Genomic DNA, 21,415 nt, shown 5'->3' on the forward strand with positions numbered 1-21,415 from the left:
TTATTTACCTTTAACGAGTTGCCAATGCAAGTAAATTATGCATTTTCTGGAAAATCTTCGTTTTACTTCTATGCGATTTTACATCGTAAATTCAAACAGTTTTCAATTGTCGTTCAGACACGAATTAGGAAAAAGTCCACTTATGTATGCATCGGGTGCTTGGTTTAGATACACAAATATTGATGGAAGAAACGAAAAACATATTGGTGACGGTAGACCGCAATTAGTCAAATTCCTTCTCTATCATGGAGCTAATATTGACACGAGGGATAAAATTGGAAGAACCTCGCTTATGCATGCTTCAGAAATTAGAAATGTGGAAATTATGAGAATTCTTCTTGAAAGTGGGGCAGATATAGACGCCAGAGACAAACGTGGTAAGACAGTGTTATCAGCCTTAAATCCCGATTGGAAAAGAAACCTAAAAGAAGTAACAATGTTATTGGAAAAGTATGGCGCAAAAGAGTAAAATGAGAGATCAATTCAAACCACTCCAATATGGTCGCGATATTAAATCATCAATTCGCAACCTTTACTATCTGCTATATACCACATGTTTGCTATCAGTTTTAAAATCTGATTGATTTCCAACATACAAAGAATTGACTTGATGCGTGGTTACTGGCAAGATAGTCCAAGGCAGAATGACGCTTTATAAATTTGCCTTCGGTCTATGTGCTTAGGACAGCATTGTCATCATTTTAAGGGGAAATAAGTGGCGACGAAATTTTTCAGTGAGAAAAATCTAAAGTTTTTGCTTTACGAGGTGTTCGACATCGAAGCATTGACGAAATATGAGTATTATCAGGATCACAATCGAACGGTTTTTGACATGGTGATCAAATCTGCCGTTAAGCTTGCAAAAGATCTGCTGTGGCCGGTATTCGAAGAGATGGACCGCAATCAGCCGACGCTTGAAAGCGGGACGGTGAAGGTCCACTCATCCGTAAGCAAAATACTCCAAGCCTTTGGTGAAGGCGGATGGCTTTCCAGCACAGTGCCCTATGATTTGAACGGCGAACAACTTCCGCATATGATTGCCGATGCCTGCCAGTTCATCTTTGCTGCAGCCAATTATTCGGCCAGTGCGTTTCCCGGACTCACCGACGGGGCGGCCCGCCTGATCGAAAAATTTGCTGATCAGTATTTGTACGATACCTATGTTCCCAAAATGCGCAGTGGAAAATGGCAGGGGACCATGGCGCTCACCGAACCGGAAGCCGGGTCTTCCCTGTCCGATATCACCACCACTGCCGTGCTGACGGGGAATGACTTTTATCATATAACGGGACAGAAAATCTTTATTTCGGCCGGAGACCATGACGGGACTGAAAATGTGATCCATCTGATGCTGGCGAAAATTAAAGGGGCTCCAGCCGGTGTCAAAGGGATCTCGTTATTCGTGGTTCCCAAAAAGCGCCTGAATGATGAAGGGGATTTGGTTTCCAATGATGTGGTTACCTCGGGGGTGTACCACAAACTCGGGTATCGCGGCTGTCCCATCGTACAGTTGAGCATCGGCGATAAAAACGACTGCCGGGGTTGGCTGGTGGGAGAACCACACAACGGCCTGCGTTATATGTTCCAGATGATGAACGAGGCCAGGATCGGTGTCGGTCTCGGTGCAACCTCCATGGCAACGGCGGCCTACTATGCAGCCCTGGAGTATGCCATGGCTCGCCGGCAGGGCCGTATCGTGTCGCAGAAAGACCCCTTACAACCCCAGGTGCCGATTATCGAACACGCCGACGTCAAACGGATGCTGCTGTTTCAGCGAGCAGTGGTGGAAGGATCGCTGGCGCTTCTGATGCAATGCAGCCGGTATGTGGATTTGATGAACGTCGCAAAGAAAAAAGAAAGAGATGACTATTCACTCCTGCTGGATCTGCTGACGCCGATAGCCAAAACCTACCCCTCTGAAATGGGTATCCAGGCCATCAGCCAGGGCCTTCAATGTTTCGGTGGGTCCGGTTACTGCGATGACTACCCGTTGGAACAGTATTATCGGGATGCACGGATTCACCCCATCCATGAAGGAACGACGGCTATCCACGGGATGGATTTGCTGGGGCGGAAAGTAACCATCGAAAACGGAAGGGCTTTTTTACTATTTGTGGATGAACTGCAACATACACTATCAAGGGCCTGGGAAATCCCCGGACTGGTAAAATACGCTCAATCCCTTAAAGAGGCTTTGGAAGAACTTCAAAACGTTACCCGACATCTTTTATCCCTGGCTCAAGCCCAGGGCCCAGAACCATTTCTGGCGGATGCCACGCTTTACCTGGAGCTGTTCGGTATCATCACCATTGCCTGGCAGTGGCTGTTACAGGGGCTAAGCGCCCAGAGGGCACTGGAAAGAGGCTGCAAGGAATCCGATGCGAGATTTTATCAAGGCAAAATGTATACCCTCCGCTACTTTTATGCCTACGAGTTGCCCAAGATCAAAGGGCTGACGGAACGATTATTGGATGATGATCGGATGACCGTAGAGATGGATTCCGGCTTTTTCCACGACTGAGGATTGTTTCCTTTAAGACGGCTGATAAAAACACAGGGTTTGAAGATTTTTTTTCTGACTTGTGGCATACCTTCTGATGAAAAACAGCAACCTGTAAATTACTGTAAGTAATGGTCGGACTGATCCCGCTGATATCCGGGACGACCCCTTGAACCCCATTCAAGTGCGCTACCAGACTGCACCACGCCGCGCAAGCGCCTCATTCAACGTTCAGTGTTCGATGTTCGACGTCCAAATAACTTGATCAAAACGTTTGCAGAACCGGCCGGGTTACTTCGGCGAGTTTTAGTTGTTTACGCTCATCGGAGTTTATCATTTCTCAGCAGTATACGAGATGCCCTGCCTGGTGAGTGAAACGCAGCGGCATGGACACAATAACCATATAAATATCCATATAAATATATTGACATTTATCTTGCTCCGCTGTATCTTAATATTATGGCAAAACGATCTGATTTTGAATGGGATTCCGCAAAGGACCAACTGAACCAAAAGAAACATGGCGTTTCTTTTTCCTTGGCCCAGCTTGCTTTCCTGGATCATTATCGTGTCATTTTACAGGATCTGGAACACAGCGATGAGGAAAAGCGATATTATTGTCTTGGGAGAGTCTCCGGTGGAATTATGACCGTAAGATTCACTTACCGAAAAAACAAAATCAGGATTATTGGCGCCGGATATTGGCGGAAAGGAAAGAAGATATATGAAAAGGAAAATAAAATACACGGATGAACCTATTGGAAAGGTAAGAGCTATCGCCGACTTTCTTCCTTCTCCAGAAGAACTTGCCCTGAAGGATGAAACGGTTAAGGTCACAATTGCACTCAGTAAAACGAGCGTTGATTTTTTTAAAAAAGAAGCAAAAAAATATAATACTCAGTATCAAAAAATGATCCGAAGACTGCTGGATGAATATGCGATTCAGCAATAGCAACGTATCCATAACATGCATTTGGTAAGGACGTGCAAAAAGATGCGCGTCTCACATCAGTGGCGGTCGGCTTCAAATTAGAAACATGAAAACAGATCTAAAAGAAATAGCAAACATAGCAAAATCAAAAGAGAATGAGAATTGGAAATTTCGTTCTTTCTTAAAGGGCTTTGATATCGAAATTGAGGAATTAGATTCAATTGTTCATGAATTATTTGATTATGTTTCATCGGAAATAGATTGTACGAAATGCGCTAATTGCTGCAAGGAAGTGAGGCCTTTATTAAAGAAAAATGATATGAAGAAATTATCTGAGAACATTGGGATGTCTATCATTGAATTTAAAAAGCAATTTTTAAAAAAGACCGATGAAGGGGATTGGACCTTTAGCGGGTTGCCTTGCCCTTTTCTAGAAAATAATATATGTACTCAATATGAATCTCGCCCTATAGATTGTAAATCTTATCCGCATTTGCATAAAAAAGATTTTGTTTTCAGGCTCATCGGCGTAATAGATAACTATTCGATCTGCCCGATAGTTTTCAATGTTTACGAACTTCTTAAAGAAAGAATCCGGGAAGAGTCTATCCTAAATGACTTTGACGAATTTTTCGATTTTGAGGTTTAACGTTCTTTAAGACAAACACCGGAACAGAACCCAAAAGACAACATAATAGCCATTGACGGTATACCGGCTAACGTGCTATAATTAAATGCAAAACAATTAGTTACGTTTGAGTGCAAGGCGATTAGTAGGGTTAAATCATTATTTAAAACGGCTGTTAAAAACTCAGGGATTGAAGATTTCCGATTTCATGAGTTGTGACTTAACTTCTGATGAAAAACAGCAATCTGTAAGTTACTGAAAGTAATGGCCGGGGTGATCCCGCTGATAAGCGGGGCAACTCCTTGATATTTTTTTAGTAATGGTCGGGGCGAGAAGATTTGAACTTCCGACCCCTTGAACCCCATTCAAGTGCGCTACCAGACTGCGCCACGCCCCGACTAATTGAATGTTTAATACGATTTTTTCACCATGTCAAGACACGATGTACTTGCTGTACTACTTTTTGTGGGTGCATCATGCTTGCAGAACTCATAAAAATCTATGAACGCCGAACATCGAACGCCCAACGTTGAATTTTGAATAAGGTATTCTGTTATTTTATAAACGGACGGAGCGAATCAACCTCATCATTCGATGTTCAATGTTCGACGTTTAAAATATCTTTCAATTAATTAAATCATAATCTCTTGATATGATGCATAAGTTATTTTAGGCTACAGTAATAGAAAGTGGTACGTTATAGCTTCTTGCAATTATATTCGTTTAATAGGCCGGTATATGGTGGAAGAAGGAAAAGCAAAAATTTTAAAGCCTCCACGGCTCAGGCGGGGTGATACCATCGGGATTGTGGCACCTGCCAGCCACTTTGATGTGGAAAAATTTAACAAAGGTATAGCTGTACTGGAGTCCATGGGGTTTAACATTTCGGTTCCTGAAAGGCTGTTTAATAAAAAAGGATATTTTGCCGGATCGGATTGGGAAAGGGCCGAAATGGTCAACAGTTATTTTGCCGATCCAACCATTAAAGCGATTATGTGTGCAAGGGGCGGGTATGGATCCATGCGGATACTTTCTTTGCTGGACTATCAAACCATTCAACAGAACCCAAAAATATTTGTCGGATTCAGCGACGTGTCTGCGCTGTTGTCCGCCCTGTATTTAAAATGCGGGCTGGTTACCTTTCACGGGCCAACGGTAACGACGTTGGCAAATTCTGACCAAAACACAAAAAATTTCCTGCTGTCGATGATGACATCCGGGGAAAAACGGGAAATTGCAGTGGAAAGCGGCATTTCCCTTCAAACCGGTTCGGCTTCCGGCCCTGTTTTGGGCGGCAACCTTCGTACCCTGTGCCATCTATTGGGAACTCCGTTCCAGCCTGATTTTAAAGATAGTATCCTGTTTGTCGAAGACAGGGGGGAGGCGCCTTACCGGATTGACAGAATGCTGAGCCATATGAAGTTGGCCGGATGTTTTAACGGGCTGGCAGGTTTTATTCTGGGAAGTTTTCAAGATTGCGGAAGCGCAGATGAGATTATTCGGCTGGCAGGTGACATCTTAAAAGATGTTAAGATTCCCATTCTTGCCGGACTTGAGGTGGGTCACGGCAAAAGAAACCTTACGATTCCCTCAGGACTTAAGGCAACACTTAATGTGGATCTTAAAGTTCTGACGTTTAGCGAACCGGCCACCACAGACTAAAGCCAGTGACTGGTAATCCATTGGGGCGACAAAACACCATCACTGGACAATCCAACACATTAACTTATATGATTACTGAACCGTAGAATATCCAACAAGGAATGCCGAATTTCGAAGTGTTTTTTTCTTACTTTTATGGTTCGATATTCCCTGTTCGATATTCGATATTCACAAATTGTTTGAAATTTTCTTAACTTAATGACATTAACCTACAACTGACAATGGATACGATTTTGCAACCCGTCGACACCCTGATGCATCAGGGCATATCGGACAAGGTGTTTCCCGGTGCCGTACTGTTGATTTCACAGAATGATTCTATTCTTTTTAGCAAGGCCTATGGATATGCCAATATATTTAGTAAACGACCCATGACTGAAGATACCATTTTTGACCTTGCGTCTTTGACCAAACCTCTGGCAACGACGCTGGCAATCATGAATCTGGTTGCCGAAAATAAACTTGATGTTGACCAAAGCCTGGGGTCTGTTTTATCGAGGTTCAGCAAAACAGAAAAACAACACATAAAAATCAGGCATCTTTTAAGTCATACTTCCGGCCTGCCGGACTATCGCCCCTATTATAAAGAGCTCGCCAAACTTCCCCTGGGTTCAAGAAAGGATGCCTTAATGGATCTTATTGCGGGGGAACCACTGATCGATCAGATCGGTGAAAAAGAGTTGTACAGCGATCTCGGGTTTATGATTCTTCGCCATGTGGCGGAACATCTTTCCGGAAAGCAATTGGGAACATTTGTTGAACAAACGGTTTATCAGACGCTTGCCCCTGATGTCGGCAGGGGCCTTTTCTTTAACCATACTGATGGTAAGCTGCGACCCGGAAGATATGCGGCTACCGAGTTTTGCCGGTGGCGCAATATGGTTTTAGCAGGAGTGGTCCATGATGAAAACGCATATGTGATGGGAGGGGTGGACGGACATGCCGGGCTTTTCGGAACCGCCGAATGTATCTTTAAACTTTTATCGACACTTTTACATGCGTACCATGGGTTTTCCTCAAATCAAGTTTTTACCAAAGACTTACTGAAAGTTTTTTTTAACAGGCAGGGGAATACGGAAAAAACGCTGGGATTTGATACTCCATCTTTGCAGCATGCAAGCTGTGGGGATTTTTTTCCCAAAAAAAGTGTGGGTCACCTGGGGTTTACCGGGACATCCTTCTGGATGGATCTGGAAAGGTCGGTCATCGTCATACTTTTAACAAACCGCATACATCCGTCGCGGGACAATACCAAAATAAAAGCTTTCAGACCAGAAATTCACAATACAATAATGAAATCGCTTTAAGGTAATGCAAAGGGAAAATGACAAAGTGATAATTTTCCCTTGTCAGACCCATTTAATTCTGGTAGCGATTCCTTGCAGTTTTTAAAACTTTACAGTATAATAGTTTAAATAATAAATAGTACTTAACCCCATAACACAACTTGTAACCCGTAACCTCTAAGTGATAGGCATACAAACAAGTTGAAAAAAACGCACTATGGTTGGCGTTAATTGCTGTTGTACGGATGATACGTGCAGAATTGAGGTGTTATGAATTTATTTTTTGATGGAATTTTAGGTATGTTTTCCAGCGATCTTGCGATTGACCTGGGAACTGCCAACACGTTGGTTTATGTGAAGGGTAAGGGTATTGTTTTAATGGAGCCTTCTGTGGTTGCAGTGAGTGTGGACCACCGGTCGAAAAACAGGGTGCTGGCCGTTGGTGCGGATGCTAAAAATATGCTGGGAAGAACTCCGGGAAACATTGTTGCCATCCGGCCGATGCGGGATGGGGTGATTGCTGATTTTGAAGTTACCGAAGCAATGTTGCGGCATTTTATTCATAAGGTGCATAACAGGCGTACATTCGTCCGGCCAAGAATTATTATTGCCGTACCATCCGGAATTACCCAGGTGGAAAAGCGTGCGGTAAAGGAGTCGGCGGAATCTGCCGGAGCTCGCGAGGTTTTTTTGATTGAAGAGCCTATGGCTGCCGCCATCGGATCTAATCTTCCCATTACTGAGCCAACCTGTAATATGGTGGTTGATATCGGCGGTGGAACAACCGAAGTCGCAGTTATTTCTCTGGCAGGAATTGTTTACAGCAGGTCCGTCAGAGTGGCCGGTGATAAGATGGATTCCGCCATCATACAGTATATTAAAAGGAAATATAACCTGTTAATCGGCGAAATGACTTCCGAAATTATTAAAATGACCATCGGCAATGCCGCCCCTGATCCTCAGGATCTTGAGACCATAGAAGTAAAGGGGAGGGATCTTGCATCCGGGATACCCAAAATTCTGTCGATCGATTCGGAAGAGATTCGAGTTGCGATTTCCGAGCAGATCGATTCAATTATCGAGACAGTGAAAATAGCTTTGGAACAAACCCCACCTGAGCTGGCCGCCGACATTGTCGACCGGGGGATCATTTTGACCGGCGGCGGAGCCCTGCTGAAAAATCTGGATAAGTTCATCAGGGAAGAAACCAGTCTTCCTATTACCGTGGCCGATGATCCGCTGACAACCGTGGCCCATGGTTGCGGCAAAACTCTGGATAATATTGAAATACTAAGACAGGTTGTAATCACATAGTTTAATGTTTTCAAAAAAAACACTGTTGATTGTTGGCGCGATTGTTCTGATCGTGGTTAATATTATCATCCTTTTTATTTCCAGCAGTCGCTATCGTTCATTCGGCTTCGGACGGGTGGCCATTTTTTTGGTGGCTCCCTTACAGGAGGCGGTGACCGGTTCAGTAAATTTTGCCAGAGATATTTGGAAGCACTACTTTTATCTTGTTTCCGTGGCACAGGAAAACGATGAGCTCAAAAAACAATTAAGCCGTGCGGTTGCCAAAAACAGTCAGTACAGTGAAATAGAACTATCCAATCAGCGTCTGAGGAATTTGCTTGACTTTAAGGAAACAACAGTCAGTAAAGTCTTAGCGGCTGAAGTGATAAGTGTAGATCCATCCCCCTGGTTTAAAGCGGTGATAATAGACAAAGGCAGTTTGGATGGCGTTGTCAGAGGACTGCCGGTGGTTATCCGGCAAGGTATTGCCGGACAGGTGGTTGAGGTTTCAACACGTTACGCAAAAATTATGCTGATCATAGATCGGAACAGTTCAGTAGATGCCCTGGTGCAAAGGACAAGAGCGCGGGGGATTATACAAGGGGAGGCAACGGCGGGGCAGTGTTTTTTTAAATATGTTTTGCGTAAGGATGATGTCAGAGTGGGAGATACCATCGTTGCTTCAGGCCTTGATGGGGTTTTTCCTAAAGGAATGCCGATCGGGGATGTTAAAGAAGTGGTAAAGCGTAACTCAGGGGTTTTTCAGGAAGTCAGAGTTGTTCCTTATATTAACTTTGAAAAGCTTGAAGAGGTATTGGTTTTATTGAATCCCTCAAAGTATGAGTTTGTGAGCAAACCATGACATACGGTTTTTATTTAGGTGTTTCTTTTTGTCTGATAGTTCTCCAGACCACCATCGTGCCATACCTTCCTTTGTTTGACCATTTTTATGATTTGACGGCCTTGTTTGTTATCTACCTCGGCATATATCGGCCTGCCCGCGAAAGCTTACCGGTTGTTGTTTTTCTTGGATTTGTAATGGACAGCCTGTCAGCAACACCTTTCATGCTGTATATCACAGCTTATCTATGGTTGTTTATAAGTATGCGCGGAATTACAAAAATATTGCGGCTGGAGGGGAAGTTGCGTTTGCCGTTTATCGTGGTTTCGGGCGTCTTGATAGAAAATATTATATTTATAGGGCCCGGTTTTATGTTGGATTCGGGATTCCGCTTTTCTTTAGCTATTGTACGAAGTATTGCAGTTCAGTGTATATGGGCCATATGTACAGGGTCGATATTTCTGGTATCGTTTGACTACTTTCATAGAGGCTGGAGTAAACTTATTGATCAATATGTGGTACAAAAAAAAGGTGTTTCCAAGCATCGTTTGATTGATTAGGCAGGACATTGAGCAAATATCTAAAAACCGCAGACAGCAACTGGTATAAGCAGCGAATCATCGGGACCATGGTTTGTGTTCTGGCTGCCTTTTCCATACTTTTAGTGCGGCTTTTTTTTCTCCAGGTAATCAAAGGAGAGGAATTCGAACGGCTTTCGGAAAATAACAGCATCAGGCTGCAAAACATAGACCCGTCAAGAGGAATGATTTTTGACCGTGGCGGCAAGCTGCTGGTGGATAATCGGCCATCTTTTGATGTGAGCATCATATTAAAAGATGCCCGCCCGGTTAATGAAACCATTAAAAAGTTATCCAAGTATATTAAATTTCCGGCAGATGAACTCAAATCAACAATTGCATCCAAAAAAAATATTTCGCTGTATAAACCGATTTTATTAAAACAGGATATCGGGCGCGATACCATGGCTGGGGTTGAAGTTCACAAATATGAACTTCCCGGTATTGTCGTCAATGCAAATCCCAGAAGGCACTACATTAACAGGCAGAGTGCGGCGCATTTAATAGGGTACCTGGGTGAAATAAGCCCAGCCGAATTGAGTAGTGGGAAATTCCCCGGATGTCGGCAGGGGGATTTAATTGGCAAGTATGGCGTTGAAAAGGCACACCAGTCATTATTAAAAGGAAAACGCGGGGGTCGCCAGGTCGAGGTTAACGCCGTCGGCCAGGTGATTAAAGTATTAAAAACGGTCGATTCACAACCGGGGCATAATTACTATCTTACCATTGATCACGTGGTGCAGGAAAAAACCGAAGCACTGCTGGAAGGTGTGATTGGCGCTGCTGTTGCCATGGAACCTGCCACAGGACAGATTCTGGCCCTGGTAAGCAACCCCTCCTTTGATCAGAACAGTTTTGTATGTGGAATGTCTCAGGACCAGTGGGATTCCCTAACCTCAGATCCTCTAAAGCCGTTGACAAACAGGGTGGTTCAGGGCGAATATGCACCGGCATCAACATATAAAATTGTGACTGCGATTGCAGGACTAGAGGAAGGGGTGATAGATGAAAACACCACCTTTAAATGCCCCGGATATTATCATTTTCAGAATCGGGAATATCGGTGCTGGAAGAAAACAGGGCATGGTACCATGAGCATCGTAAAAGCTTTGGCCGAGTCGTGTGATGTCTTTTTTTATAATGTGGGACAGCGGGTCGGAGTCGATCGACTGGCGTGGTATGCAATTGAGTGCGGACTGGGAACAAAAACCGGGATAAACCTTGATCATGAGATGAAGGGATTGATACCTACGGCTGCATGGAAAAAGCGTCGTTTCGGCATCGAGTGGCAGGAAGGAGAAACACTTTCCATTGCCATTGGTCAGGGATTTAACCTGGTGACGCCGCTGCAAATGGTCACTTTAATCTCAGCGGTGGCAAACGGTGGTTATAGATACAGACCTGAGATATTAAAACACATCGAAACGGCAGATGGTAAAATAGTCAGGGAGAGCAAGCCGAAAAGGCTCGGCAGGCTGCCAGCCAGCAGTAAAACTTTGGAGCTGGTTAAGCAGGGTTTGTGGGAAGTGGTTAATTACGAAAAGGGAACCGCCAGGGGCGCACGAGTTTATGGCATTGATGTGAGTGGGAAAACAGGTACCGCCCAGGTAATCAGCAGGAAAGAAGACGAAGATGAGGCTGAAGAGGAACTGCCGGATCACTTAAGACCCCATGCATGGTTTGTGGCCTATGCCCCTTCGGAAAATCCTAAGATAGCTGTCGCTGTGGTGGTAGAACATGGAGAACATGGATCCGGATCTGCGGCCCCGGTGGCAAGAGAGATGATAAAAACCTACCTGCGAGGCGAAAAACACAAAAAACAATTGGTAGCTCAAAATTGAAAATCAGGGATCACCACGCAACCTTAACGCAATAGGAAAGGTTTATCTCCAAATGAGAAGAACCAAAGAACATAACCATGTTTGACAGAAAGTTTATACAATATTTTGACTGGGGTTTGCTGGTACTGGTTCTTTTGATCAGTGGCCTGGGGTTTATTACGCTGTACAGCGTCGCAATGGCCGGAGAAACCACCCCCGATAAAATGTTTTATATCAAGCAAATGGTATGGTTTTGTGCCGGACTGATATTAATGGTGCTCTCTTTTTTATTCAATTATAAATTATTGAACCGATGGGCCTATACAATTTATGCGGTTTGTATTTTCCTGTTAATTGCGGTTTTGTTTCTGGGAAAATATGTCAGCGGGGCACAAAGATGGTTGATGATAGGGCCTTTGTCAATTCAGCCATCCGAGCTGGTTAAGATTGCGGTGATCATTATACTGGCCCGATACTATTCGAAGCATGCATATACGCGGGGATTTACCCTGCGTAATCTTGTTAAGCCCGCCATTCTGGTCCTTATTCCATTTATTCTGATCGTCAGACAGCCTGATCTGGGAACCGCATTGGTGGTTTTTCTGATCGCCGCTTCGATAACTGTTTTTGTGAAGATTGAAAGGCGTTCCTTTATATATATCATTATTTCTTGTATGACGGCTTTTCCGGTGGTCTGGTTTTTTTTAAAAGAATATCAACAAAGGCGTATACTCACCTTTATAAATCCTGAGAGAGATCCCCTGGGGGCAGGCTATCATATTATTCAATCAAAAATTGCCATCGGTTCGGGGATGATTACCGGCAAAGGATTTTTAAAAGGAACGCAAAATGCGTTGTCTTTTCTTCCTGAACAACATACGGATTTTATATTTTCAGTTCTGGCGGAGGAGTGGGGATTTGCCGGTTCAATATTTCTTATTTTCCTTTTCCTGATGTTGCTTGTAAAAGGATTAAATGTTGCATACGGGTGCAGGGACCCTTTCGGCACCATCCTGTCAGTCGGCATATCGGCCATGATATTCTGGCAGGTGGTGATTAATATAGGGATGGTAATGGGGCTTATGCCGGTGGTGGGTGTGCCCTTGCCGTTTATCAGCTATGGGGGTTCATCTATTGTGGTTACCATTGTTTGTGTGGGTATATTAATGAATGTGAGCATGAGGCGGTTTATGCTTGAATAATGGACAAGCGACCACAGGCACAGTATCTGTGAACGTTTACAGGATGAAGATTGTATCACCGGAATGCTCATTTGGGCATATTTATCGATAGACTAAATTTTTGCCAATAGTTAAGGAGGATATTTAAGATATGAAGAAAGGCAAGAAACATGATTCCATATCCACTTTTTTAGGGTCTGATGCAAGTATTGACGGAACTGTGGAGTTCCGTGGCGCTATCAGGATAGATGGAAATGTAAAGGGAAAGATCAAAAGCAATGGCGGTACGGTTATTGTGGGTGAGAAGGCGGTGCTTGAGGCGAAAATAACTGTGGGAGTTGCCGTCATCATGGGCGAGGTGCATGGAACCATAGACGCCCAAGACAGAATAGAGATTTATCCCCCGGGCCGTGTGATCGGTGATATTCAAGCCCCGGTGATTACTGTTGACGAAGGAGGTATTTTTAATGGGAATTGTATTATGAAAGACCAGGCCATTTCTTCCAAGAAAAAGAAAGGGATTTCTCCGAAGGCTTCTATTACTGAGTCAATAAAAAACGAAGCTAAAAAAGAAAAATAGAAAACAAACAATACAACCAAGAGTACTTCCGTGAACTCAGGATAGTGGTCAGGGTAAAACACAGAAATCTATAGCTTCCTTCCCCGATTCCCGCCTGGGTATGAATGAAGGTGGAGTTGATATAATACTTCTTTAAAATTCAAATGGTTAGTTAGATCTATAGACTTTCGAGAAAATTAAAAACCTTTAAAAAAAAACCTTTGACAATTTATTTCATCTGGTGTTATAGAACGCCGGGGTTGTTGGAGTTTAAAATTTAGTAAATATTGCACCGGAAAAGAACAAAAAATTTTCATTATAGATGGAGGGGCTTTAAATGAAATCTTCTGGTCTAAGCCGGAAAGGTTTTGTGGTTTTCGTATTTTTTCTGGCAATGGGGGTGCTGTTTTCCGCCTCAATTGTCCTGGGTTCTTCAGGAGAAGAGTCCGGAGGTTCGATAACCGTATTGCCGGACTGGTCCACTCTTATACAAGTTGTCAATTTTATTTTTCTTATCTTTATTTTAAACATCATCCTATACAAACCGATTCGAAACGTTTTAATTCAGCGAAGGGAAAAGATTGTCGGCCTTGAAGAAGGAATCGAAGCTTTCGACAGAGATGCCTTAGAAAAAGAAGATTCTTTTGCTGCGGGCATCAAGGATGCAAGGGCAAAAGGCTTTAAGGAAAAGGAAGCTTTGCTCACAGCTGCCGCAGAAGAAGAGAAAAAGATTATAGAAAAAATCAATAAAAAGGCTCAGGCTGACCTTGCAGAAGTCAGAAAAAAAATCGCCAAGGATGCCGAGGAAGCAAAGACATCCCTTCTTCAAGAAATTGATGGATTTGCAAATGCAATTGGGGAAAAGATTCTGGGGAGGGCTGTTTAATGGATAAATCCGGAATAAAAAGGCCCGTTATCGGCTGCAAATACAGTTTGATTAAAAGCAGGACATTTTTGGTTGTGGTTATCATGTCGCTGCTTTTTTTATTTTCAGGAGTTGCTGCGGCTTCCGGTGGCGGGGGCCATGAATCAAAAGGGTGGGTAGCTACAGACACTTATAAAGTGATGAATTTTGCTGTTTTGGCTATCGGTCTTTTTTTTCTGTTACGCAAACCGGTTTCTCAGGCACTGAATGACCGTATCAAAGGGATAAAGGAACAGCTCAGCGAGCTGGAAGAGAAGAAAGAAGCAGCTGAAAAAAAGCTGGCTGAATATAATGAAAAGTTCTTGAAATTAGACAAAGAGGCCGAACAGATTGTGGCAGAATATATAAAACAGGGAAATGAGGCCAAACAAAGAATACTCAAAGAGGCGGAATCCCAAGCTTTAAAACTGGAAGAACAGGCCAAGAAAAATATTGCCAATGAGTTTAAAAAGGCCAAAGCAAAACTGCATGAAGAGATACTTGAACAGGCGCTTGTAAAGGCCGAAGATATTATTCAAAATAAAATTACCGGTGAAGACCAGGACAGGCTGGTGGATGAATATCTGGAAAAGGTGGTAGTATAATGAAAAATCTGTCAATCGCACGACGTTATGCCAAGGCGCTTTTGCTTATCGGAAAAGAAGATGGTAAAGCAGAATCTTACAAAGATGAACTTGACGGATTTGCCAATTTACTTTCAAGGGAAAAAGAGCTTGATCAGGCAATCTGCAACCCTCTTTATGATTCCGGTGGTCGAAAAAGTGTTTTAAGGGCGATCATCGAAAAAATTGGTCTTTCCACTGTGATGACGTCATTTCTCATGTTGTTGTTTGATAAAGGAAGAATTGGATTTATCAGCGATATAAACGATTATTATCAAAAATTGGCTGATGAGCTGAAAGGGGTTGCGCGTGCGAGCCTGGTTTCGGCAACAGAACTTTCTTCCGAAACCATTGATAAAATTCGTGCAACCCTGTCAAAAAGGACAGGTAAAGAAATTATCTTAGAGGTTGAGCAAGATCCCGGTTTGATCGGTGGGATTGTGACAAGGATGGGGGACCTTGTTCTCGATGGAAGCATTAAAACACAACTGTTTAATATGAGAGAATCTTTAAAAAGGGGTGAGAGTATCTAATGGAACTAAAAGCTGAAGAAATAAGCCAGATTATTAAGGAACAGATTTCGGATTATGACAAAAAAGTTGAACTGAGTGAAACGGGCGTTGTTTTGTCCGTCGGGGATGGTATTGCCCGCGTATATGGGCTGGAAAAAGCCATGGCACTTGAGTTGGTAGAATTTCCCGGCGGCATCCTGGGGTTGGTGCTGAACCTTGAAGAGGACAATGTGGGTTGCGCCATTATGGGCGAAGATATCCACATCAAAGAAGGCGATATGGTCAAACGGACCGGCAGAATCGCCGAGGTACCGGTGGGTGAAGCTGTTCTCGGCAGGGTCGTATCAGCCGTGGGCGAGCCTTTGGATGGAAAGGGTCCCATAGACGCAAAAGATACCAGCCGGGTTGAAATGGTCGCTCCTGGTGTTATTGCCCGAAAAGGTGTCCATGAGCCCTGTTATACGGGATTGAAGGCGATCGATTCCATGACACCGGTTGGAAGGGGTCAGCGGGAACTTATCATCGGTGACCGCCAAATCGGAAAGACAGCCGTTGCCGTTGATGCCATCCTCGCTCAGAAAGAAACCGACGTTTTCTGTATTTACGTAGCATGTGGACAGAAAAAGTCCACAGTGGCACAGGTTCACGCAGTTCTTGAAAAACACGGTGCGATGGAATATACCACCATCGTATCAGCCTGTGCCAGTGATCCTGCAACACTGCAGTTTATTGCTCCTTATGCAGGGTGTGCCATGGGAGAATATTTCCGCAATAAGGGTCAGCATGCGTTGATTATTTATGACGATCTTTCTAAGCAGGCGGCGGCTTATCGTCAGGTTTCACTTCTTTTGCGCCGTCCACCCGGGCGTGAAGCTTACCCCGGAGATATTTTTTATAACCATTCCCGCCTGCTGGAGCGTGCTGCCAAGATGAACGATGAGCTTGGTGCAGGATCACTTACAGCGCTTCCAATCATTGAAACCCAGGCCGGTGACGTATCCGCCTATATTCCGACAAATGTTATTTCCATTACAGACGGCCAGATATATCTTGAGCCGGGCCTGTTTTTTGCCGGCGTCAGACCTTCCATTAACGTCGGCCTTTCCGTGTCCAGGGTCGGTGGCGCTGCACAGGTGAAAGCCATGAAACAAGTGGCAGGCACATTGCGACTGGATCTGGCTCAATTTAGGGAATTGGAAGCCTTTGCTGCCTTTGGAAGCGATCTGGATGCTGCCACGCAGAAACAGTTGACTCGCGGGGCAAGGCTGGTTGAAATACTAAAGCAGCCGCAATATCAGCCCCTGCCAATGGAAAAACAGGTCACCATCCTTTATGCCGGAACAAAGGGATTTCTTGATGAATATCCTCTTGAGGTGCTGGGAAAATATGAGGCCGGGCTTTACTCGTTTATTGAAGACAGGTATTCACAAATATTTTCTGAACTCAAGGAAAAAGAAGAAATTTCAGACGACCTGGACAAGGTGATTGAGGAAGCTTTGACTGCCTATGGGGAAGAGTTTAAGGATACAATCAAATAATATCAACGTATTGCTGATGTGATGTGTTACCTGCGCAGGTTTGAAATATCCTGAGCAGGTAATACAAAACCGGCAATGGAATAAATAAGGGCTTTGGTTTATGGCAAGTTTAAAAGATGTACAAAATAAAATTTCTGCGGTTAAAAAAACAAAGCAGATCACAAAGGCCATGAATATGGTTGCCACCTCAAGATTGCGGGGCGCTCAAACAAATATGGAAAATTTTCGCCCCTATGCCGGTAAATTTTCGGAAGTTTTGGGAAGCCTGGCGGCCAAATCCGGCGATGAAGCCAGCCCCTTACTGATATCCCGGGAGGAGATTAAAAAAATTCATGTGGTTCTGTGTACTTCCGATAGGGGACTGTGTGGCGGATTTAACGTCAACCTGATTGATAAGGCGGAGTTATTCATAAAAGAAAAATCCGGTGATAATATTGAGGTATCCGTTACCAATTTTGGAAAAAAAGGACGGGACTGGTGCCGAAAAAACAATATGATCATAGACGACGAGTACATCGGAGTGGTGGGAACCAGTTTCGCATTCAACGTGGCTGCAAATGCAGGGCGTAAATTGGTGGACGGATATTTAAGCGGGGACTATGACGAAGTTTATGTGGTCTATGCAGAATTTATAAGCATGGGTAAACAGGAGCCTACCTTAAAGCAACTGATTCCCATACCCCCCATTGAGAAGGTAGAGGATGAAGCAGAAGATAAAGAGTACATTGCCGAGCATATTTGTGAACCTTCGGCTGAGGGCCTTTTAGGGGAGTTGCTTCCGAAAAGTGTTCATGTCCAGTTACACAGTGCGCTTTTGGAAACATCCACCAGCGAACATGCCGCCCGGATGATGGCCATGGAAAATGCAACATCGGCATGTAACGATATGATTGAGAATTTGACGCTGGCATATAACAAGGCTCGGCAGGCCGCAATTACTGCAGAGTTGATGGATATTGTCGGTGGTGCCGAGGCACTTAAGGGATAAGAAAATAAATACTGTATTTTACATATAGGAGGTCTTTAGATGGGAGAGAATATAGGGAAAATTACTCAGGTTATGGGGCCTGTCGTTGACGTCGAATTTGAACAGGGGAATCTGCCGACAATTTATACGGCGCTTACCATCAGCAACCCTTCCATTAGCGATGAAGAGGGCAACCTGGTGGTTGAAGTTGCCCAGCACCTTGGAGACAATGTGGTCAGAACAATTGCCATGGATGTGACCGATGGCTTGATGAGAGGGCAGGAAGTAAAGGATACAGGGAAACCGATCATGATGCCTGTTGGAGAAGCAGGTTTGGGAAGGGTTCTCAACGTTGTGGGAAGACCTGTTGACGGGCTCGGTCCGGTAAGCCAGGAGAAAACGCTGCCCATCCACCGTGAGGCCCCGGCATTTACTGAGCAGGACACAACGGTGCGCGTCCTTGAAACCGGCATTAAGGTGATCGATTTGCTGGTCCCGTTTCCCCGTGGAGGAAAAATGGGTCTCTTTGGCGGTGCAGGAGTGGGGAAAACCGTTATCATGATGGAAATGGTTCATAACATTGCCATGCAGCACGGCGGCATCTCAGTTTTTGCAGGCGTTGGAGAGAGAACCCGTGAAGGAAATGATCTTTATCATGAAATGAAGGAAGCAGGCGTACTTCCCAAAGCGGCTCTGATTTATGGGCAGATGACGGAACCACCGGGAGCGAGGGCACGTGTCGCGCTTTCCGCCCTGACAGCTGCTGAATATTACAGGGATGAAGAAGGACAGGACGTACTTATTTTTATTGACAATATTTTCCGTTTTACCCAGGCAGGTTCCGAAGTGTCCGCCCTTCTTGGACGTATGCCCTCGGCTGTGGGTTATCAGCCCACACTGGCCGTTGATCTTGGTGAGTTGCAGGAACGGATCACATCAACGGACAAAGGATCTATTACCGCAGTTCAGTGTGTATATGTTCCTGCAGACGACCTGACTGACCCTGCTCCAGCAACCACCTTTGCACATCTGGATGGTACCGTCGTTCTTTCCCGTAAATTGGTTGAGCTTGGGATCTATCCTTCAGTGGATCCGCTGGACTCAACATCAAGAATTCTGGATGCCGCCTATATCGGTGACGAACATTACCAGGTATCTCGACAGGTACAACAAATTCTGCAAAAATATACTGAACTTCAGGATATTATTGCTATTTTGGGTATTGATGAATTATCAGACGAAGATAAAATCACCGTATCCCGAGCGAGAAAGATTCAGCGTTTTCTGTCACAACCATTTCATGTGGCTGAAGTTTTTACCAATACACCCGGTTCTTATGTTAAGATTGAAGATACGGTCAATGGTTTCAAGGAAATAGTTGAGGGAAAACACGACGATCTTCCGGAACAGGCATTCTATATGGTCGGAAGTATTAAGGAAGCAATTGAAAAAGCCGAAAAGATGGCTGAAGCAGCTTAGCTGAGAGGTTAACATAATGGCAGAAAATATTAAATTAGAAGTGGTGACACCCGAAAAATCTGTTGTTAGTGAGGAAGCTCAGATTGTAATGTCTCCCGGTTCTCTCGGCGAATTTGGCGTTCTCATCGGCCATACGCCTTTTTTAACCACGCTTAAGATTGGTACGATTCGCTATAAAAATGCGGATGGAGCTGAAAAATATGTATTTGTCAACAGCGGGTTTGCTGAGGCTCTCCCTGACAAAGTGACTGTACTGGCGGAGTCGGCTGAGAAAAGAGAAGATATTGATGTTGAACGTGCAAAGGCTGCCATTAAACGTGCAGAAAAACGTCTGGCTGAGGATCGGTCTAAAGAAGATATTGATTTTAACCGTGCCAAAGCCTCTCTGGCCAGGGCAGTAGAACGGGTAAAGCTTGCCGAGTTTGGGAATTGACAACCTCATTTAAAGACATATAAATTTAATCCTGTTGTTTGGGACTTAAAGTGAATTTAAATATAAAAGGGTAAACCGGTTTAATTGGTTTACCCTTTTTCTATAGAAATAATAAATAAAGCGAAAAACACTATGAAATTAATGGAAAATAATGTTGCTGTAGTTATACTTGCCGCCGGTATGGGAACCCGGATGAAATCGAGCAAAGCGAAAGTTCTCCATGAGATCCTGGGAAAACCCATGATTTTGTATATTGTGGAAACCGCCAAAAAAATCGCTGGAAATGATGTCATCCTTGTCATCGGAAATCAGGCCGATAGAGTTAAAAGGGTTGTTTCTCAAAAAGCCAAAGTGAGGTATGCTTACCAGGATAAACAGCTTGGAACCGGGCATGCGGTTTCCTGTGCATTGCCTTGCATTCCCGATTATTGCGAGGAAGTGGTTATACTGTGCGGGGATGTTCCGCTCCTTACGGCGGATACAATCATGCATCTGGTGGATGATCATGTTAAAGAAAAGCGGGATATTTCACTTTTAGCAGTGGAAAAGGATCATCCCAAAGGGTACGGTAGGGTTTTGTATGATGACAAGGGCCATGTTTCAAGAATAGTTGAGGAGGCGGATGCCAATGAAGCGCTTAAACAAGTTAAAATGATAAATACAGGTATTTACTGTGTCAGAAAAAAAATATTAGTCGACTTGGTGGGAAAAATTAAATCAAATAATGTGCAAGGTGAATTTTATTTAACTGATATGATAGAATTAGGGAATAAAGGTAAAAAAATTGTTGGTGCTCTGGAGGGAAATGATGACAAGGAATTTTTTGGTATCAACAACCACCAACAGCTAAAAGAAGCTGAAAAAATAATGAAAAGTCGAATGAGTATTATATCTTGACTTTGGCATGCATAATAGACTATAGTATCTAAAAATATTATAAGGCAAAAAATTGGATAACGAAGAAGTTGTAAGGCAATTTGAGGAAATTGAACACAAAGTTGAACGAGTGATAGAGGCTTGTCAATCACACGAGACGACCAACTTAGAACTTATTAATAAAATTGAACGGTTAGAGGAGGAGCTTCAAAAAAAGACTGAGGCGGAAAATAAATACTTAGAGGAAAGGGCCTTAATTCGATCAAAGATTGATAGTTTGTTGGTCAGACTTGAGGATGTTACTAAAGTTGAGTAATAACGGTCAACAGAGTCAACACTCAAAAGAGGCAGGATGCACATCCATTGGAAGAACTTGTAACAATAGAACTCTTTGGGAGGTCTTATACATTCAAAGCCGAATCAGAAATTATGATGGCAAAAGATGTTGCTGACTACCTGGTAAAAGAGGTAAGCAGAGTTGAATCTCAACAATCAATTAAATCATCAAATATTTCCAAGCTTGCAATCATGATTCTGGCCGCACTGAACATAGCTAATGAAAATATGGAGCTGAAAAAAAAACATTCGGATTTCATACATACCATTTCAAAGCAATCATCTGACCTGATACGCTCATTAGATGCGTTTGTGCAATAAATGACAGAGGTGTTTTTACAAGTTGCAACCAGCTAAGGTTAAACTGCTTTTTTTAAGTAATTATTGTTAAAGCATTTGTTGACCAAAATTAATGTGGTCCTTGTTGCTGGCCATCAGAAGTATACGGCCTGTTGTGTGCTCATAATT

General features: G+C 43.7%; 23 protein-coding genes and 1 tRNA gene. 23 read left to right on the top strand and 1 reads right to left on the bottom strand.

Annotation, left to right across the window (positions count from 1 at the left end; genetic code table 11):
- The first annotated feature begins 70 nt into the window (after positions 1-70).
- The 5 genes from SWH54_12835 (at position 71) to SWH54_12855 (ending at position 4,080) form a co-directional block, all read left to right on the top strand.
- Positions 71-469 carry an ankyrin repeat domain-containing protein gene (locus SWH54_12835; GenBank protein ID MDY6792146.1) on the top strand — a complete coding sequence of 133 codons (399 nt, stop codon included), beginning with the start codon at positions 71-73 and terminating at the stop codon, positions 467-469.
- A 246-nt stretch (positions 470-715) separates the two neighbouring features.
- The gene (locus SWH54_12840) at positions 716-2,521 is read left to right on the top strand and encodes an acyl-CoA dehydrogenase (protein MDY6792147.1); all 1,806 of its coding nucleotides are present in this window, start codon (positions 716-718) and stop codon (positions 2,519-2,521) included.
- A gap of 438 nt (positions 2,522-2,959) precedes the next feature.
- Positions 2,960-3,253 (top strand): BrnT family toxin, encoded by a 294-nt coding sequence (locus SWH54_12845; protein ID MDY6792148.1) that lies wholly within the window; start codon positions 2,960-2,962, stop codon positions 3,251-3,253.
- Complete coding sequence (locus tag SWH54_12850; protein MDY6792149.1) at positions 3,225-3,452, top strand: CopG family transcriptional regulator; 228 nt, start codon at positions 3,225-3,227, stop codon at positions 3,450-3,452. The genes SWH54_12845 and SWH54_12850 overlap by 29 nt, the downstream gene beginning before the upstream one ends.
- Positions 3,453-3,537: 85 nt before the next feature.
- Positions 3,538-4,080 (top strand): YkgJ family cysteine cluster protein, encoded by a 543-nt coding sequence (locus tag SWH54_12855; GenBank protein MDY6792150.1) that lies wholly within the window; start codon positions 3,538-3,540, stop codon positions 4,078-4,080.
- Positions 4,081-4,379: 299 nt separating this feature from the next.
- Here SWH54_12855 and SWH54_12860 read toward each other — a convergent pair.
- Positions 4,380-4,456: transfer RNA gene (locus tag SWH54_12860), tRNA-Pro, on the bottom strand.
- A 341-nt stretch (positions 4,457-4,797) separates the two neighbouring features.
- On the opposite strand from SWH54_12860, the gene SWH54_12865 reads away from it, so the two are divergent.
- The 18 genes from SWH54_12865 (at position 4,798) to SWH54_12950 (ending at position 21,268) form a co-directional block, all read left to right on the top strand.
- A complete protein-coding gene (locus SWH54_12865) occupies positions 4,798-5,721 on the top strand; it encodes an LD-carboxypeptidase (GenBank protein ID MDY6792151.1) in 924 nt (307 codons plus the stop codon).
- 233 nt (positions 5,722-5,954) lie between these two features.
- A complete protein-coding gene (locus SWH54_12870) occupies positions 5,955-7,028 on the top strand; it encodes a serine hydrolase (protein ID MDY6792152.1) in 1,074 nt (357 codons plus the stop codon).
- Between the two features lie 249 nt (positions 7,029-7,277).
- Complete coding sequence (locus SWH54_12875; GenBank protein ID MDY6792153.1) at positions 7,278-8,321, top strand: rod shape-determining protein; 1,044 nt, start codon at positions 7,278-7,280, stop codon at positions 8,319-8,321.
- A gap of 4 nt (positions 8,322-8,325) precedes the next feature.
- Positions 8,326-9,162 (top strand): rod shape-determining protein MreC, encoded by an 837-nt coding sequence (gene mreC / locus SWH54_12880; protein ID MDY6792154.1) that lies wholly within the window; start codon positions 8,326-8,328, stop codon positions 9,160-9,162.
- Positions 9,159-9,701 carry a hypothetical protein gene (locus SWH54_12885; protein ID MDY6792155.1) on the top strand — a complete coding sequence of 181 codons (543 nt, stop codon included), beginning with the start codon at positions 9,159-9,161 and terminating at the stop codon, positions 9,699-9,701. The genes mreC and SWH54_12885 overlap by 4 nt, the downstream gene beginning before the upstream one ends.
- An 8-nt stretch (positions 9,702-9,709) precedes the next feature.
- Entirely contained in the window at positions 9,710-11,560 is a 1,851-nt protein-coding gene (gene mrdA / locus SWH54_12890) for a penicillin-binding protein 2 (GenBank protein MDY6792156.1), read from the top strand.
- A gap of 77 nt (positions 11,561-11,637) precedes the next feature.
- On the top strand, positions 11,638-12,741 hold the full coding sequence (gene rodA / locus SWH54_12895) for a rod shape-determining protein RodA (protein ID MDY6792157.1): 1,104 nt from the start codon (positions 11,638-11,640) through the stop codon (positions 12,739-12,741).
- Between the two features lie 130 nt (positions 12,742-12,871).
- The gene (locus tag SWH54_12900) at positions 12,872-13,300 is read left to right on the top strand and encodes a polymer-forming cytoskeletal protein (protein ID MDY6792158.1); all 429 of its coding nucleotides are present in this window, start codon (positions 12,872-12,874) and stop codon (positions 13,298-13,300) included.
- A 316-nt stretch (positions 13,301-13,616) separates the two neighbouring features.
- Positions 13,617-14,165: an ATPase gene (locus SWH54_12905; GenBank protein ID MDY6792159.1), complete on the top strand. Its 549-nt coding sequence runs from the start codon at positions 13,617-13,619 to the stop codon at positions 14,163-14,165.
- A complete protein-coding gene (locus tag SWH54_12910; protein MDY6792160.1) occupies positions 14,165-14,788 on the top strand; it encodes an ATP synthase F0 subunit B in 624 nt (207 codons plus the stop codon). The genes SWH54_12905 and SWH54_12910 overlap by 1 nt, the downstream gene beginning before the upstream one ends.
- The gene (gene atpH / locus SWH54_12915) at positions 14,788-15,339 is read left to right on the top strand and encodes an ATP synthase F1 subunit delta (protein MDY6792161.1); all 552 of its coding nucleotides are present in this window, start codon (positions 14,788-14,790) and stop codon (positions 15,337-15,339) included. The genes SWH54_12910 and atpH overlap by 1 nt, the downstream gene beginning before the upstream one ends.
- Positions 15,339-16,856 (top strand): F0F1 ATP synthase subunit alpha, encoded by a 1,518-nt coding sequence (gene atpA, locus SWH54_12920; protein ID MDY6792162.1) that lies wholly within the window; start codon positions 15,339-15,341, stop codon positions 16,854-16,856. The genes atpH and atpA overlap by 1 nt, the downstream gene beginning before the upstream one ends.
- Positions 16,857-16,956: 100 nt before the next feature.
- The gene (atpG, locus tag SWH54_12925) at positions 16,957-17,844 is read left to right on the top strand and encodes an ATP synthase F1 subunit gamma (protein ID MDY6792163.1); all 888 of its coding nucleotides are present in this window, start codon (positions 16,957-16,959) and stop codon (positions 17,842-17,844) included.
- Between the two features lie 39 nt (positions 17,845-17,883).
- Entirely contained in the window at positions 17,884-19,302 is a 1,419-nt protein-coding gene (atpD, locus tag SWH54_12930; GenBank protein ID MDY6792164.1) for a F0F1 ATP synthase subunit beta, read from the top strand.
- Between the two features lie 16 nt (positions 19,303-19,318).
- Positions 19,319-19,735 (top strand): F0F1 ATP synthase subunit epsilon, encoded by a 417-nt coding sequence (locus SWH54_12935; GenBank protein MDY6792165.1) that lies wholly within the window; start codon positions 19,319-19,321, stop codon positions 19,733-19,735.
- 132 nt (positions 19,736-19,867) lie between these two features.
- Positions 19,868-20,632 carry a sugar phosphate nucleotidyltransferase gene (locus SWH54_12940; protein ID MDY6792166.1) on the top strand — a complete coding sequence of 255 codons (765 nt, stop codon included), beginning with the start codon at positions 19,868-19,870 and terminating at the stop codon, positions 20,630-20,632.
- Between the two features lie 52 nt (positions 20,633-20,684).
- Entirely contained in the window at positions 20,685-20,927 is a 243-nt protein-coding gene (locus SWH54_12945; GenBank protein MDY6792167.1) for a DUF904 domain-containing protein, read from the top strand.
- 47 nt (positions 20,928-20,974) lie between these two features.
- Complete coding sequence (locus SWH54_12950; protein MDY6792168.1) at positions 20,975-21,268, top strand: cell division protein ZapA; 294 nt, start codon at positions 20,975-20,977, stop codon at positions 21,266-21,268.
- Positions 21,269-21,415: the final 147 nt, after the last annotated feature.

It is taken from the genome of Thermodesulfobacteriota bacterium (assembly GCA_034189135.1).
Taxonomy (GTDB): Bacteria; Desulfobacterota; Desulfobacteria; order Desulfobacterales; family JAUWMJ01; genus JAUWMJ01.